The sequence below is a fragment of the Salinimonas profundi genome (assembly GCF_014750655.1).
Taxonomy (GTDB): Bacteria; Pseudomonadota; Gammaproteobacteria; order Enterobacterales; family Alteromonadaceae; genus Alteromonas; species Alteromonas profundi_A.
In genome coordinates this window covers 37481-51219 of record NZ_JABBXD010000013.1, presented here as the reverse complement: position 1 = coordinate 51219, position 13739 = coordinate 37481, and the positions used below count along the sequence as shown (strand labels likewise).

The 13739-nt window shown below is 49.3% G+C and carries 17 protein-coding genes; 2 read left to right on the top strand and 15 right to left on the bottom strand.

Annotated features, from left to right (window positions below):
• Positions 1-132: 132 nt before the first annotated feature.
• The 3 genes from HHX48_RS16830 to HHX48_RS16820 form a co-directional block, all read right to left on the bottom strand.
• Positions 133-702 carry a lipid-binding SYLF domain-containing protein gene (locus HHX48_RS16830; RefSeq protein WP_191026497.1) on the bottom strand — a complete coding sequence of 190 codons (570 nt, stop codon included), beginning with the start codon at positions 700-702 and terminating at the stop codon, positions 133-135.
• Positions 703-835: 133 nt separating this feature from the next.
• Positions 836-1699: a TraB/GumN family protein gene (locus HHX48_RS16825; protein WP_191026496.1), complete on the bottom strand. Its 864-nt coding sequence runs from the start codon at positions 1697-1699 to the stop codon at positions 836-838.
• 95 nt (positions 1700-1794) lie between these two features.
• Positions 1795-2247, bottom strand: a complete 453-nt coding sequence (locus HHX48_RS16820; protein WP_191026495.1) for a DUF2244 domain-containing protein — start codon at positions 2245-2247, stop codon at positions 1795-1797.
• A 135-nt stretch (positions 2248-2382) separates the two neighbouring features.
• Here HHX48_RS16820 and HHX48_RS16815 point away from each other — a divergent pair, with 135 nt between their 5' ends.
• Positions 2383-3288 carry a sulfite exporter TauE/SafE family protein gene (locus HHX48_RS16815; RefSeq protein ID WP_191026534.1) on the top strand — a complete coding sequence of 302 codons (906 nt, stop codon included), beginning with the start codon at positions 2383-2385 and terminating at the stop codon, positions 3286-3288.
• Between the two features lie 96 nt (positions 3289-3384).
• On the opposite strand, the gene HHX48_RS16810 is transcribed toward HHX48_RS16815, so the two are convergent.
• On the bottom strand, positions 3385-3723 hold the full coding sequence (locus HHX48_RS16810; RefSeq protein WP_191026494.1) for a hypothetical protein: 339 nt from the start codon (positions 3721-3723) through the stop codon (positions 3385-3387).
• A gap of 66 nt (positions 3724-3789) precedes the next feature.
• A complete protein-coding gene (locus tag HHX48_RS16805; RefSeq protein ID WP_191026493.1) occupies positions 3790-4644 on the bottom strand; it encodes an acyl-CoA thioester hydrolase/BAAT C-terminal domain-containing protein in 855 nt (284 codons plus the stop codon).
• 236 nt (positions 4645-4880) lie between these two features.
• Between HHX48_RS16805 and HHX48_RS16800 the strand changes: the two genes are divergently transcribed.
• Entirely contained in the window at positions 4881-6206 is a 1326-nt protein-coding gene (locus HHX48_RS16800; protein WP_191026492.1) for an alpha-amylase family glycosyl hydrolase, read from the top strand.
• Here the strand turns inward: HHX48_RS16800 and HHX48_RS16795 are convergent.
• Genes HHX48_RS16795 through HHX48_RS16750 form a run of 10 tightly spaced genes read right to left on the bottom strand, consistent with a single transcriptional unit; the run spans position 6177 to position 13612 of the window.
• Positions 6177-7859 carry a Na(+)/H(+) antiporter subunit D gene (locus HHX48_RS16795; protein WP_191026491.1) on the bottom strand — a complete coding sequence of 561 codons (1683 nt, stop codon included), beginning with the start codon at positions 7857-7859 and terminating at the stop codon, positions 6177-6179. The two genes, HHX48_RS16800 and HHX48_RS16795, sit on opposite strands and share 30 nt — an antisense overlap.
• A complete protein-coding gene (locus tag HHX48_RS16790; protein WP_191026490.1) occupies positions 7859-8152 on the bottom strand; it encodes a hypothetical protein in 294 nt (97 codons plus the stop codon). Before HHX48_RS16790 ends, HHX48_RS16795 begins: the two co-directional genes overlap by 1 nt.
• On the bottom strand, positions 8149-9621 hold the full coding sequence (locus HHX48_RS16785; RefSeq protein WP_191026489.1) for a proton-conducting transporter transmembrane domain-containing protein: 1473 nt from the start codon (positions 9619-9621) through the stop codon (positions 8149-8151). Before HHX48_RS16785 ends, HHX48_RS16790 begins: the two co-directional genes overlap by 4 nt.
• Positions 9618-11117 carry a monovalent cation/H+ antiporter subunit D family protein gene (locus HHX48_RS16780; protein WP_191026488.1) on the bottom strand — a complete coding sequence of 500 codons (1500 nt, stop codon included), beginning with the start codon at positions 11115-11117 and terminating at the stop codon, positions 9618-9620. Before HHX48_RS16780 ends, HHX48_RS16785 begins: the two co-directional genes overlap by 4 nt.
• On the bottom strand, positions 11117-11485 hold the full coding sequence (locus HHX48_RS16775; RefSeq protein ID WP_191026487.1) for a cation:proton antiporter subunit C: 369 nt from the start codon (positions 11483-11485) through the stop codon (positions 11117-11119). The genes HHX48_RS16780 and HHX48_RS16775 overlap by 1 nt, the downstream gene beginning before the upstream one ends.
• Positions 11482-11904, bottom strand: coding sequence for a Na(+)/H(+) antiporter subunit B (locus HHX48_RS16770; protein ID WP_191026486.1), 423 nt, complete (start codon positions 11902-11904; stop codon positions 11482-11484). Before HHX48_RS16770 ends, HHX48_RS16775 begins: the two co-directional genes overlap by 4 nt.
• Complete coding sequence (locus tag HHX48_RS16765) at positions 11897-12457, bottom strand: DUF4040 domain-containing protein (RefSeq protein WP_191026485.1); 561 nt, start codon at positions 12455-12457, stop codon at positions 11897-11899. The genes HHX48_RS16770 and HHX48_RS16765 overlap by 8 nt, the downstream gene beginning before the upstream one ends.
• On the bottom strand, positions 12454-12771 hold the full coding sequence (mnhG, locus tag HHX48_RS16760; RefSeq protein ID WP_191026484.1) for a monovalent cation/H(+) antiporter subunit G: 318 nt from the start codon (positions 12769-12771) through the stop codon (positions 12454-12456). The genes HHX48_RS16765 and mnhG overlap by 4 nt, the downstream gene beginning before the upstream one ends.
• Positions 12771-13067: a monovalent cation/H+ antiporter complex subunit F gene (locus tag HHX48_RS16755; RefSeq protein WP_191026483.1), complete on the bottom strand. Its 297-nt coding sequence runs from the start codon at positions 13065-13067 to the stop codon at positions 12771-12773. The genes mnhG and HHX48_RS16755 overlap by 1 nt, the downstream gene beginning before the upstream one ends.
• Positions 13064-13612: a Na+/H+ antiporter subunit E gene (locus HHX48_RS16750; RefSeq protein ID WP_191026482.1), complete on the bottom strand. Its 549-nt coding sequence runs from the start codon at positions 13610-13612 to the stop codon at positions 13064-13066. The genes HHX48_RS16755 and HHX48_RS16750 overlap by 4 nt, the downstream gene beginning before the upstream one ends.
• Positions 13613-13739 lie beyond the last annotated feature (127 nt).

The following is a 13739-nucleotide window of genomic DNA, read 5'->3' as shown; positions in this document are numbered from 1 at the left end:
TACATAGTCAAAAAATTGTGTTTGTTGAAGTCACAAAGACAGTACTGAATTGATGCTGTCTTTGCAACCCTTTCGATGCTGAATTAGTTATTCTTTATAACCAATTCGTTATAACTTATTCGATTCTCACAATCAGTTTAATTGCGAGTCTTTCCAGAACTTCGTACCTTTCACTGTTGCCTGTAATGCTAACCCGCTTTCTGTCATGGTATACACGGTCACATTACCCAGATATCCTTCACCTTCAAAGGAAAGCCCTTTACTACCAGCCTTGGCGGCAGCATCCGCATTACCGCCTGCCGTCCAGCCGTTTTCGACAAAGTAGTTAAGGCTGCGCTGCGTGTGAAATACCATCACCAGACGGTAGTCTTTCGCGCCAATACCCAGCCCGACACCACCTTCAGCCATGTTCATATATATCTTCTCGCCGGTGGCATTATTATTTACTACACCATATCCGGTACCTGCGGCTAAAAAGATGACATTTACATTGGCATTACTGAATACTGCGTAACCGGCAGAATCCTGTAGCTGAGCGCGGGTGTCCGGTTTCTCGCGATACAGTCTCGCCAGCGCATTGTCCTGCATTTCAAGAATGGCCTGGCGCTTTTCAGCAATGGTGCCATCGCCCATCGAAGCGCACCCGCTTAACGCCGTCAGACTTACCAGCATCGCCATCCAGTATAACTTTGCTATTTTCATTGTGGTATCTCCATAGCGTACAGGCATGGTTGTCATGTCTGTACGTGAATCAATCGTATTTACTAATACTTGATTAATATCAAAACGGCTTACTAATCAATAATGTTACAGCCCTGATGTAGTACGTAATGCGTTAATTGAGTTGTGTGATCGTGTACCCCTGCGCCTCGAGCAGGCTCAGTACGCCTTTCTCGCCAGGCATATGCAGAGTTCCTACGAGAACAAACTCTGTTTCAGGCGTTTTCATCAATTCCCTGATTTTAGGAAGCCAGTTTGCGTTTCGATTTACCAGCAGGTCTTCATACACGTCAGGATAGGTGTCTTTAAAGTCTTCAAGCGTAATAGCGTGGAGCTCGTCCATATCACCGCTGCGCCAGTGTTCCTTCATGGGGCCAATTAATTTGTCCAGTTCCTGAATATCTTCCAGCGTATATCGGATAAATGCATCTTCTTGTCCGTCAGCCATACTGGAAATAAACGCCAGTTGCTCATCCGGGCTTTCAAACCAGTCAATCTGCTTATTCTGCTCTGCGCCTTTGGTAAAAAAGTGAGCATCAACGCCCTCACTGGTTAAGCCGGCGCGTTGATATTCCATCATGGTCAGTGTTAAGCCGAGCATGGCGGGCTTTAGCATCACGACCTGCTCAACAGGTAGCTGGCGTTCTTTCAAAAATGCAGTCAGTTGCTGGTAGGTGTCATCAGATAAGTCATCGGCAATGGTTTTACCGTTCTGATATGTATTCTGCTGCATTACCTTGGCTGCGAAGGCCGGCGAGGTGACGGCTTGCATATCCGTTTCAAATACTAAGACGTCTGATTTTTGAAAAGCGTTATTGTACGCATCAGGAAGCGGATAATCAGAAGGGCTGAGGATGTGTAATGTGCCACCGATATACAAGGTGTTATCACCATCACTTACCTGCCAGACGGACGCGGCGTGGCTCACTGAACAGGCCATAGAGGCGGTCATCAATAATCCGGTTAATAGTTTTTTCATCTGAATACTCCGTTTCAATAAGAGTCAAGACTTTACTGCTATTCAGCGAAAGGGGCAATTGCAAGATTGTAAGCAAATCTCTCGCGGTGCTTTTTTTACTCCTGCCACCAGCGATTTCGACATACCTGCAGTCCATAATTGTGCAAAATTTGTTTTAAATCACGCCGCTCTGTGAGATTCAGAAAATGGCCAAGTGCGATTTCATCCTGATGATGATGCAGATAAACCAGCGGGAGCTGCCAGTGCCCCTGTGTTTCAGTCACGCTAATGTAACAATGTGCCCGGCTAAAGATATAGCGCTCCAGCGTATGGTAACCTTCTTCGACGACCAGCTTTTCAGCACTGATGATGATGACCTGCTGTCGATATAGCTGCCAGTTGACCCGATACATCAACACGCTAAGCAAAAGCAGTTCGAATCCGGCAAAAGGCAGAATTATCCAGATCCCCGCCAGCCACCAACCGATCGCTATTATTGCTACGGGAATTGCCAGCAATAACAGAATGATTTTTACCTGCCGCCAGTTTATGGAGCGATTAGGTCGCAAAACGATAGTTGCCGTATTATCTTGCTCACTGATTAGAATCACGAGTGTTATAAAATTGTTAATATATAGGCATCGTAGCACAGGATTTATTTTTTTTGCGTAATCTGGCACAGTGCCGGGTCACATTTTTTGAGTATTAACACCTTGCCTGAATTTCTGTTGCGTTATCCAAGACGGTATCTGTTGTTAGCGGGTTGGTTGCTTCTTCTGTTTTTGCAGGAGAATACGCTGAGCCTGATAGCAGACTTTGGTCTTTTTTCTGCGCTAGGTGTTATCGGCGCCATTTTTGCCAATGCTACCGGCGCAGGCGGGGGCGTGGTCTTCGTGCCTTTTTTTCACCACATGGGATTTTCGGCAGAACAAATAGTTGCCACAAGCTTCGCTATACAGTGTTGTGGGATGACGGCCGGCGCATTGACATGGGGCCGTCACTTTCGCGTTTATCATCGTGATGACAGCCAGTGGAAACCGTTGTCAGGCGCATTGCTGTTAACGGTGCCAGGTTCGGTGGTCGGAATTCTACTGGCCCAGTGGGCGAGTCAGTCAACCGCGTTGCCATTTGCCTTTGTCCCGCCTGAACAATTACATGTGGGCTTCGGTGTCTTTTCCATATTTCTGGCTGCTGCAATATTTGCGTCAATACCGCTGCTACGACGCACCCGTTTCGCTTCGACCCTGACCAGGGCTGATGTCATTGCCTTACCTCTGATTGCATTTGTGGGCGGTATTATTACGGCCTGGCTGTCTGTCGGCGTCGGCGAATTAGTTGCAGTCTACCTGATCATCCGGGGACGCAACATCACCATGGCCATCGCCGTTGCCGTAATACTGACTGCCTGCAGTGTCTGGCCTGCGGTGGTTTATCATCTGGTGCAAACTAAAGCTATCGTGTGGCAGGTATGGCTGTTTGCAGGAGCGGGAGCGATTGTTGGTGGTATAGTGGCGCGTCACGTTGTACTGGCATTCAAGCCGTTGCAGCTTAAAGTGTTTTTTGGTTTATGGGTGCTTGTAATGGGCCTAAGCGGGCTGCCTTTATTTTAGATCTAAAACCGGGTGTACAGCGAGCTGGTGCTCGCTCTGCGACTTGACTGGTTCGCCGGAGACCAGAGCAAACACGTGGGCTATGAACTTTACGGCTTACTGACGCTTCAGTATTCTTGTGTTTTGTATTGTAAGCCTGACAGCAAATGCAACCGCGATGGTAACAATGCCGGATAACAGCAAAAACACAATACCTGGTAACCAGAACTTGCCGGGATCGGCCATCAGCAGAAAAAATAAAATCTGACCAACCACCACGCCCGAACCGCTGGCATAAGGGTGGGCAAATAGAATTATCCCGGTGATGGTTAGCGCCGCACCGTAATAACCCAGTGAATCAAAAGCTTCTTTATGCCCGGAAATTTGCGGACTGAGTTGCCAGATAATATATCCGGCAAGCAGTGCGACGATGAATGTAACTAATGATTTGACCACAAAGCTAACTCCTTTAGCAGTAGCGGTTGTTGTTATTTCCCGGCGAGTACGTCCGGGAGCGTATGATTATCGTACGTTTTTCTGGTCACCAGCAAGGCTGTCGCTGAACCGGGCGTGTAAGGCTGTACCAGACTGTAAAAAAGTGTAGTCAAGCAAATGCCCCATTTGGGGATACGTATAGTGGATGCAGGACACAGCGTCTGTGCTTTTAACGCTATTACAAATGGATTCAGACATAGGCGATGCCGGCCATACTTCATCCTGTCCGCCAGAGAAAAGAAATAGCTGCCCCTTGATGTTATCAACCGCAATAGTCGCGGCGTCATGATCACTACGATTATTCAGCGATTGCGTGTACAAATCACGTAATCCGGAGACTGGCCCGGTGGGATTAAACGCAACATGAGGAAGTGGTGCCCCTTCGGCTGTCCAGCTTGACGCGGGGACTTTCTGCCAGTCATTCAATATCCCCGCCCAGATGACAGAGCTGGGTGCAATCGCGACAACCCGGTTATAGGTAGTGTCTCTTGAAGCGAGCAGCAGGGCCAGCTCAGCGCCCTTCGACCAGCCAGCCAGCGTAATGTGTTCTGATTGCACGGGTAGTTTTTTTGATAACCAGTCTTTTGCCTGGTCGAAATAAGCCAGAGGGATTTTTTCCAGCTCTCCGGGCAGTCCGTTTTCTTTAAAATAGGCCACGGCTAGGGTCGGGTAGCCCAGCGCCGCAACTTGCTCGGCGAGCTTTGTCGGAATCCCGCCTTCGGCGCCGCCCAGTACAATAACCGCCTGTGTACCTGATTCTGAAGAGGGGGGATAGTACTGGCCAACAAAACCATGCTTTTGGACTGACAGCATTTCAGCGAGGGCTGTTGTACCAAAAAAAATATACAATAGTAAAAAGGCGAGCCATGTTGTCCGTCTCATCAACTTTCATCCCTGTGTAAGTATTCCCAACAAAGCCTGACGGGCTTTTTGTTAGCTCAGCCTGCTTTTACTTACTTTAAGCACGCACGCCGGTTTAATTCAATGGGGCAGGGTCAGTGGCGCTAAAAAAACTTTTGATCTTCCGGATAATCACCCTGAGGCCGGGTGTCGATAATCTAATTGGAGGCATTACCGTAAACAGCCAGTGAGACTTTTTTCCAACCAGAGGCAATGAAATGTCTAGCTCGCCGTTCGTTCCCCAAAGTAAATATACACTTCAACAACCTGCCTGGTCGCGTGATGCGGTTATCTATCAGATAAACACCCGCCAATACAGTCTGGCAGGCACCTTTGAAGCTGTAACAGCAGACCTGCAGCGAATAAAGGCGTTAGGTGCCGATATCATTTGGTTAATGCCCATCCATCCCATTGGCGAAAAAAACAAAAAAGGCGAACTGGGATCGCCTTATGCCGTGAAAGACTATTACGGCGTCAACCCGGAGTTTGGCAATGACGCTGACTTGCATGCGCTGGTAAAAAAAGCGCACTCACTGGATTTGAAGGTTATTCTGGACTGGGTGCCTAATCATAGTGCGTGGGACTGTAACCTGGTTACCCAGCATCCAGACTGGTATGCCAAAGACTATAAAGGTGATTTTCGACCTTCTCCCTGGTGGGACTGGGACGATATTATCGAATTTGATTATGATAATCCTGAATTGCGTCAGTATATGATTGACGCAATGTGCTACTGGGTGAAGCGTTTCGATATAGACGGTTTTCGTTGCGATGTTGCCGGTTATGTACCGAATGATTTCTGGTCACAGCTGCGCCCGGCGCTGGAGGCTATCAAACCGGTATTTATGCTGGCAGAGTGGGAAAATCGGGACCTGCACGAAGATGCCTTTAATATGACATATGCATGGAGCTGGCATGAAACCCTGGTCGGGATCGCAGAGGGCACACTGGCGCTGGATAAGTTGCGAAAATACTACTCCTGGAATGAGCGCGCCTGGCCTGCTTCAGCCTATCGCATGACCTTTGTAACTAATCACGATATGAATGCATGGGATGGCACGCAGCATGAGTTATTTGGCGAGCTGCTCAACGCTGTTATTGTGTTATCGGTCATCGGAGAAGGAATGCCGTTGATCCACAATGGCCAGGAGGCCGGGGATTCCAAACGACTGGCCTTTTTTGAACGTGATCCTATTGATTGGGAAACGCACGAAATTGGTGAGCTCTACACGCAGCTTATCGCTGTTAAAAAACGAATCCCGGCGTTACACAACGGGCCTTTCGGCGCCACAATGATTCAGCTGCCAAATAATAATATGGACCAGGTCTTTAGTTTCACTCGCACCCAGGGCGCGAGTAAAGTAGTCGTTATCCTGAATCTTTCCCATCAGCCTGCAGCGGTTACTCTGGACTCGCCGCTGTGGCCGGGACATTACACCGATCTGATAACCAATCAGCCTTATGTCGCTGATACTGTATCTGAACTGACGCTAGACGCCGGCGAGTTCAGGCTTCTAGAGCAAAAGGCTTCCGATCACCAATAGCATCAATGCGATGAATACCCAGGCCATTCGCCGGGTCAGAATTGTCACTGTCCCGGTGGGCATAGGGGTGCTGCGACGCGCGAACTGATCAGCAATGATACGGACATTTTGTCTGAACGCAGAGCGTGCGTTGACCAGTGTATTAACCACGCGGTTGCCTGAGGCCGGCAGCAGCCGGCGATAAAACCACTCTACATCGATATTCACTGAGCGTAGCTCTGGTGGATACAGGCCCTGTTTATTAAGCCAGACAAAGGCCAGCGCAGAGAAAAATAACAGCTGCAGTTGTGTCAGGGTGTGCGTCATATCATACGGTGAATAGTCGTTTTGCCAGGGAAGTAGGCCGTACAACCATTCAGGGTGCACGCCAATCGCAATGCACAGTATAGCGCCGATAGCCATTGCCAGCTGCATATTGAGAGGCGCTTCTTTAGGGCGCAATCCTGAATCGTGCGCGAAAAACGCGAAGAAAGGAATTTTGATGCCGGCATGATGAAAAACACCCGCAGAGGCGAACAGTAACATCAGCCAGACAATCAACTGGTCCTGCTCAAGTAACGCCGCCATCACCATGCTTTTACTGACAAAGCCGCTGAAAAGGGGGAAAGCTGAAATAGACGCGGCGCCCACCAGACAAAAAACTGTCGTCCGGGGCATGGTTTTATACAGTCCCCCCAGATCTGAACCATTCACGTGGCCGACGCGCGTGAGTACAGCGCCCATCGTCATAAACAGTAAGCCTTTAAAGATAACATCGTTAAAGGCATGCGCTACTGCGCCATTTAGTGCCAGGGCAGTACCCACACCGATACCACATACCATAAAGCCGAGCTGGTTAATCAATGAATATGCCAGTACCTTGCGCAAATCATTTTCAATCACCGCGTAGAATATCGGGAAGCAGGTCATGGCTGCGCCAATATAGATGAGCAGTGGCTCGCCGGGAAATGTACGGGCCAGAAGGTATATCGCCACCTTGGTGGTAAAGGCGGATAAATATAACGTACCGGTCGGGGTCGCCAACGGGTATGCATCAGTCAGCCACGTATGGAAAAACGGAAAGGCGCATTTTATTCCCAGCGCGATAAATATCAACCAGGCCGCGGTGCCCTCCAGCCCGATATAGGCCAGGCGAAGCGTACCGGTTTGCTGATAGAGCATGACAACGCCGGTGAGCATAAGTACTCCGGACAAGACCTGAATCACCACGTAGCGATTGGCGGCCCGGATTGCTTCAGGTGTTCGTCGCGCCCATATTAAAAATGCTGAGGTGACTGCCAGCAGCTCCCAGAAGATAAAGACGGTTAGCATATCCCCGGCGAAAACAGCTCCCAGCGCACTGCCTGCATACAACAGGCCGCTTACCTGTTGAACCGAGTCTTTTACGTGTAACGAGTATATCAGCGCGATAAACGCGGCAATATGAAACAGGTATCCGAACAGCAGGCTGAGCCGGTCGACATAATACAGGTCCAGTATCAGATCAGTGAACTGCCAGGTAACACCTCCTGAATCCGCGGCGGTCATCGCAAGATTTAATCCACCCCAGACCGGTGCCAATAACAATAATGCTCTAAGCCGACCTTTCAGTACCGGCGCAAACAGCGCGAAAACAAAGAAAACAACAAACGGAGGAAGATTGGCAATCCACATTAGCGGTCATCCTCCTGCGTTTTCTGATTTTGTCCTGCTTGGGCATCATAATAGTCTTCTTTACGCATCAGAAGAGTGCGCAAGCCCTTTGCAGCAAAGACCAACAGCACACAGGCGACAAACCCATAAAGTGCGTAAAACGCCGGGATTTTTTCTACGGCTGTGTAAATATGCCGGTGCACGATGAAGTCGACTAGCACCAGTGCTGCGCAGATACCGTAAAATACCCGCAAAATCCATGTGACAACCCTGGGATCGTCAAACAGTCCATCGTCTTTATGCTGATGACTCATTGCCCGTCTCCTGTGACAATTTCGCTTGCCAGATCATAGATGAGGTGCGGATCGAAGAAGAAATAAATACACATCGCAGCCGGTACTGCCATAGCAATCAAACAGGAAACCGGCGCTTCTTTGAACGTTGAATTATCTGTTGCAGGTTTGAAAAAGGCGTGCATAGGAATAGTCAGTAAATACCAGATATTTAAAAGCGTGCTGATCATCAGCGTGATGGATAAAGACCACTGCATGACAGGCTGGCCAGTAAACTCGACCGCCCCGTTTACCAGATACCATTTACTCCACATGCCACCAAAGAAGGGCAGGCCGATAATGCTCATTGCGCCGATAGCAAAAAATACGAAGGTAAAAGGCATTTGTCTGCCCAGCCCGTTCAGTTCGCTGACTTTGGTTTTGTGTGTCGCAACCAGGATAGCGCCGGCAGCAAAAAACAGCGTGATCTTGGCAAATGCATGCATCGCCAGATGCATCGTACCGCCAATCAGGCCACTTTGATTGAGCATAAAAGCGCCCAAGACAATGTAACTAAGCTGACTGACCGTGCTGTACGCCAACCGTTCTTTAAGGTTGTTACGTGTCATTGCCACCAGCGAGGCCAGTAAGATGGTTAGCATAGGAACAATTAACAGATACTGGGAGAGTTCGCTTTGTGCTAAAAAATCCGGACCGACAATGAAAAGCACTACTTTAAGCAGGGTAAAGACACCAGCCTTAACCACTGCCACCGCGTGCAGAAGCGCACTGACAGGTGTAGGCGCGACCATGGCCGATGGTAGCCAGCGGTGAAAAGGCATCAAACCGGCTTTACTCACGCCAAACATAAACAACAGCATCAGTACCCATAACCAGGAAGTATCGACCTTTCCCTGTAAAATGCCACCGTGTTCAAAGGTCAGGGTGCCGGCAGAAAGCCAGGTAATAATCATCGCTGGCAGGAAAAAGCCAATTGACGATCCCATCAGAATTAACAGGTAACGTTTGCCTCCCCGGCGTGCAGCAGATGTGCCGGCGTGTGTGACAAGCGGGTAAGTTGAGACCGTCAGCACCTCATAAAAAATGAATAAAGTGAACAAATTGTCTGAAAATGCGATCGCCATAACAGACGCTATGGCCAGGGCAAACAGGGCAAAAAAACGTGTTTGATTTTTTTCATAGTGGGCACGCATGTAGCCCGCGGCGTAGATGGTGGTCACCAGCCACAGGCCGCTGGCAATAAGCGCAAACAGAATACCTAAACGAGATACTGAAAAAGCAATCTTTAAGCTTTCTATCGGCGCTGCGGCTACCAGCGTTACTGCTTCAGCGGGGGCCTGAAAAAGCCACCAAATGACCGCAAAAAGAAGCGCTGCGGTGACCGCTGATACAGATTCACGAATATTTGGCCACCGACCAAGAAGACTGATCAGAACAGTGGCTATCAGTGGCAATATCAGTGCAGCAATCATCATCAGGGGATAATTCATCGCGCCGGTCCTCCGGCAAACAGCGACTGGGCCGCCGTTTTCGCTGCATCAAGGGAAAGATCGGTGTACAGGCCAAAGTAAATACAGGCCGCTACCAGCAGATAGCAGCACAAGGTAGCCAGCGGCATCGCCGCCACAATGTCCTGGCCAGACGGGACCTGATGCAGGTGAAGTTTTTCTTCACCATCAAAATAGAGTGCCTCGATAATTTTCCATACGTACATAATTGCCATAATCGATGCAATAAGCAGCGATGCCACTACCAGATAATTGTTATTTTCAAGCGCAGCCTGTAGCAGATACCATTTGCTGATAAAACCAGCGGTGCCCGGTACACCAATCAAGCTCAGGCCGCCGATGACAAATGCGCCGGTTGTCCACGGCATTGTTTTACCTGCACCACGAAGCTGATGCAGGCTGGTGGTATGCATTCTGTAAAACACCATGCCCGCTGCCATAAACAGTGCACCTTTGGTGATGGCATGATTAAACATATGAACCACTGTCGCGGTCAGCCCGGTTTCATTATTTAAACCAATACCTACAATCATATAGCCAAGCTGCGCTACAGAAGAGTAGGCCAGAAGCCGTTTGATGGAGTCTTGCTGAATCGCCTTATAAGAGCCATATAACATACCCAGACACCCGCTCAGCAGTAAAAATGAGGGGAGTAGGAGTTGCGACCAGTACTCTTGGGGAAATACGTGATATAAGCAGCGGATCAGAACATACACTGCCACCTTGGTTGATGTTGAAGCCAGAAAAACGGTAACCATCGATGGCGCTTGCGTGTAAGCATCCGGCAACCAGGAATGTAAGGGAAACGCCGCCGCTTTAAGCGCCAGCCCGATAAGAATGAATAGCAATGCTGTGATGACCAGCGCCATGGCATCATACTGCTCAAAGCGGCTGGCAATATCGGCCATATTGAGTGTGCCAGACGCGGCATATAAAAATCCGATACCCAACAAAAAGAAGGTCGCGCCCAGGGTGCCGGCAATCAGATAATTAAATGACGCAACTAATGCCTGACGCTTGTGTCCCATAGCGATAAGTGCGTACGAAGATAACGAAGAGATTTCCAAAAACACAAAGAGGTTGAAGATATCTCCGGTCAGCGCCATCCCCAGTAAGCCCAGTAAAACCAGCTGAAATGCCGCGTAAAATAAGTGAAGCTGGCTGTCGTGGACTTCCCGCTCTACCGACTGTCGCCCGAACAAGACGCTGAGCAACGCAAAGGCGGTAACGATGACTGCCACCAGCGCATTTAGCGCGTCAATCACATACTCTATACCCCAGGGCGGCTTCCAGCCACCCAGTTCATAGTGAATAACGCGGCCAGTGATGACATCCTGTAACAGCATCAGCGCAATGACAAATGTTGCAGCCCCGACGAGTAATGATAGTCCCCAGGCAACGTGCCGGTTCGCAATAAGTGCGGTAAGCGGCGCGCTGATTAACGGTATAACAACCAGCAGTACCGTGTATGCTTCCATTAATCCAGCTCCTCCTTTTGAATCTGCTGGTGGATCTCATCTTCTTCAATACTTTCGTAGGCGCGCTTGATACGAATAATCAGCGCGAAACCCAGTGCCATCGTAGCGACGCCGACCACAATCGCTGTTAGCATCAATACCTGGGGCAGGGGGTTTGCATAGCGGGTAGCAACATCCGTGATGATGGGCGCCGTGCCGCCCTCTACTTTACCGACACTAACGTAAAACAGAATGACCGCGGTTTGAAACACGCTTAATCCAGCCAGTTTTTTCATCAGATTAGGGCTGCTCATCATCGTGAACATGCCTATCATCATGACCCCGATAATCAGCCAGTAGTTAAGATGTCCAAGAATATAAGCCGTCATTGTGGTGGAATGTTCCTTGCGAAGGTGTAAAACAGTAACAACATCACGCAGGCCACGGTAATGCCTACGCCAAGCTCAATTAAAATAATGCCTAAATGCTGGCCGGCCACCGGCGTTTCAGCCAGCACGCTGTAGTTTAAAAAAGTTCCGCCGCGAATCAGGGATACCACGCCAACACCGCCATAGAGCAGGACGCCAAGGCAGGCGCCGATGCGCAGTACAGCTTCGGGTAAGACACGCGTAGTGGCATCGACACCGTAAACCAGTGCATAAAGTAAAAAGCCACTGCTAAAAATAACCCCCGCCTGAAAACCGCCGCCGGGGCTATAATCACCATGAAATTGCACGTAAAGGGCAAACAATAAGATGACCGGCACCAGCCATTTGGTCACCACTCTGAGGATCAGGCTTTCACTCATTGGACTTCCTCGCGATCAGGTGGACTTTTTCACGACGCCCTAATAACAACAGCACACCAATACCGGCAGTCAGTACCACCGTTACCTCGCCCAGTGTGTCAAAGCCGCGATAGCTGGCAAGTACGGCCGTCACCAGATTGGGAACGCCGGTTTCCTGCTGACCTTTATCGATATAGTGCTGAGCGACCTCCCGATAAGCCGGTGAGTTTGCTTCACCAAAATTCGGCAGATCCTGGATACCAAAGATAAGCAGTGCGCCCATCGCCAGGCTCAGGGCAAGGGGCAGGGCTCGTTTTCCCGGCTTGATAGGCGCGCTGTGCCCGTGTCGGATCGCTGCCAGCGTTGCAAGCATCAGAACGGTTGAAATTCCGGTGCCGACGGCCGCTTCAGTAAATGCCACATCGGGGGCATCGAGTACCACAAAAAGACTGGAAACCAACAGACTGTATAAGCCAAAGAGCATCACCATGGCCAGTAATACCTTTACTCGCATCACGGCAAAGGCGGTGACCAGCAAGAAAACCAGGAGGACGGTATTTAATAATAAACTCATTTTAAATCCGCCTCATCGTGATTGTCAGTCGCATGCCCTTTTAGTCCCCACCGCCACGCGCTGTGCGCCAGAGCATAGGAAGAAACCGGACTGGTAAAAAGTAAAAAGGCGAAAACGATGAGCAACTTGGCAGAGGTGAGTGACCAGCCGGACTGACACGCCAGTCCTGCCAGCAGCAAAAATGAACACAGCGTGTCGGTAATACCCACCGCATGCAATCGAGAGTAAAAATCTGGCAGGCGGAATAAACCCAGTGCACCGGTAAGGCTGAGTACACAGGCGATAATTATCAGCAAGTAAGACAATATCTCCATCAGTTCTCTTTATCCTCTTCACGTTCGGTAGCGGCGAAAAAATGCCCGCGCTCAACCAGCCGCAACGCAGCGACCACGCCAATAAAATTCAACAGGGAATACAATAATGCGATATCTAACAAATCTTCCCGGCCTGAAAAAAAAGCGATCAGCGCAACCAGCAATACGGCCTTGGTGCCGAACATATTGACCGCGAGGATACGGTCAAAAACAGTCGGCCCCAGAAATGCTCTGGCCAGTGCCATCGCCATGGTAACCAGAAAAGCAATGCCAGCCCCCAGATAGAGCGGCGTCATAAACTCACATCCTTTTCTTTGATCTTTTTAGGTGGGTAGGAAGGTGTTGATGCCGGTACCGGTACGGTTTTAACGTACTGATCTTTAATTCGCGGGATAATATTTACCATCGCCCCGTTTTTAAGATCCTCAGCGCCTTCTTTACTGACACTGTGAATGAGCAGCGTATTGTCGTTTATAACCATACTTACAGTGCCGGGGGTAAGGGTAATAGCATTAGCAAAAATCACTTTGGACAGAGGATTTTCAAATGGCAGAGGAATTTCCATAAACGTAGGAGATGCTTTGCGAATTCCATAAATTCGTAAACAAACATCAATGTTGGAAAGGATAACCAGCCAACTAAGCTTCACCACGTGGGTAAACAGATCGCGGGTTACCGGCAGGTAAAACTGCTCATGATCAATTTCATCCATGCGCCAGTCCATCCATAGCACCAAAGCTACAGACGCAACCCCTAAAAACAACAATAATGGCGTAAAGTGCCCTGAGAGCAATACCCACAGCACGCAGAGAATGACCGCCAGCCTGAGTGTAGATTTCACGTTCTTGTCTCTTTTGTTATTGCTTTTTGTAAAAGAAAAATTTCTTTTGTGTAAGGACTTTGTACTTACCCTAGCTGATAACACGATCAAAAATCAAAAATAGCAGGGTAAAATTTCAGCCGGTGTC

What these genes read in the sequence shown, in the direction of transcription:
- HHX48_RS16785 (WP_191026489.1), bottom strand. Translation starts at nt 9,621, where the DNA reads ATGAATTATCCCCTGATGATGATTGCTGCACTGATATTGCCACTGATA.
- mnhG (WP_191026484.1), bottom strand. Translation starts at nt 12,771, where the DNA reads ATGGAGATATTGTCTTACTTGCTGATAATTATCGCCTGTGTACTCAGC.
- HHX48_RS16770 (WP_191026486.1), bottom strand. Translation starts at nt 11,904, where the DNA reads ATGAGTGAAAGCCTGATCCTCAGAGTGGTGACCAAATGGCTGGTGCCG.
- HHX48_RS16825 (WP_191026496.1), bottom strand. Translation starts at nt 1,699, where the DNA reads ATGAAAAAACTATTAACCGGATTATTGATGACCGCCTCTATGGCCTGT.
- HHX48_RS16800 (WP_191026492.1), top strand. Translation starts at nt 4,881, where the DNA reads ATGTCTAGCTCGCCGTTCGTTCCCCAAAGTAAATATACACTTCAACAA.
- HHX48_RS16795 (WP_191026491.1), bottom strand. Translation starts at nt 7,859, where the DNA reads ATGTGGATTGCCAATCTTCCTCCGTTTGTTGTTTTCTTTGTTTTCGCG.
- HHX48_RS16775 (WP_191026487.1), bottom strand. Translation starts at nt 11,485, where the DNA reads ATGACGGCTTATATTCTTGGACATCTTAACTACTGGCTGATTATCGGG.
- HHX48_RS16765 (WP_191026485.1), bottom strand. Translation starts at nt 12,457, where the DNA reads ATGAGTTTATTATTAAATACCGTCCTCCTGGTTTTCTTGCTGGTCACC.
- HHX48_RS16805 (WP_191026493.1), bottom strand. Translation starts at nt 4,644, where the DNA reads ATGAGACGGACAACATGGCTCGCCTTTTTACTATTGTATATTTTTTTT.
- HHX48_RS16755 (WP_191026483.1), bottom strand. Translation starts at nt 13,067, where the DNA reads ATGACGCCGCTCTATCTGGGGGCTGGCATTGCTTTTCTGGTTACCATG.
- HHX48_RS16830 (WP_191026497.1), bottom strand. Translation starts at nt 702, where the DNA reads ATGAAAATAGCAAAGTTATACTGGATGGCGATGCTGGTAAGTCTGACG.
- HHX48_RS16790 (WP_191026490.1), bottom strand. Translation starts at nt 8,152, where the DNA reads ATGAGTCATCAGCATAAAGACGATGGACTGTTTGACGATCCCAGGGTT.
- HHX48_RS16780 (WP_191026488.1), bottom strand. Translation starts at nt 11,117, where the DNA reads ATGGAAGCATACACGGTACTGCTGGTTGTTATACCGTTAATCAGCGCG.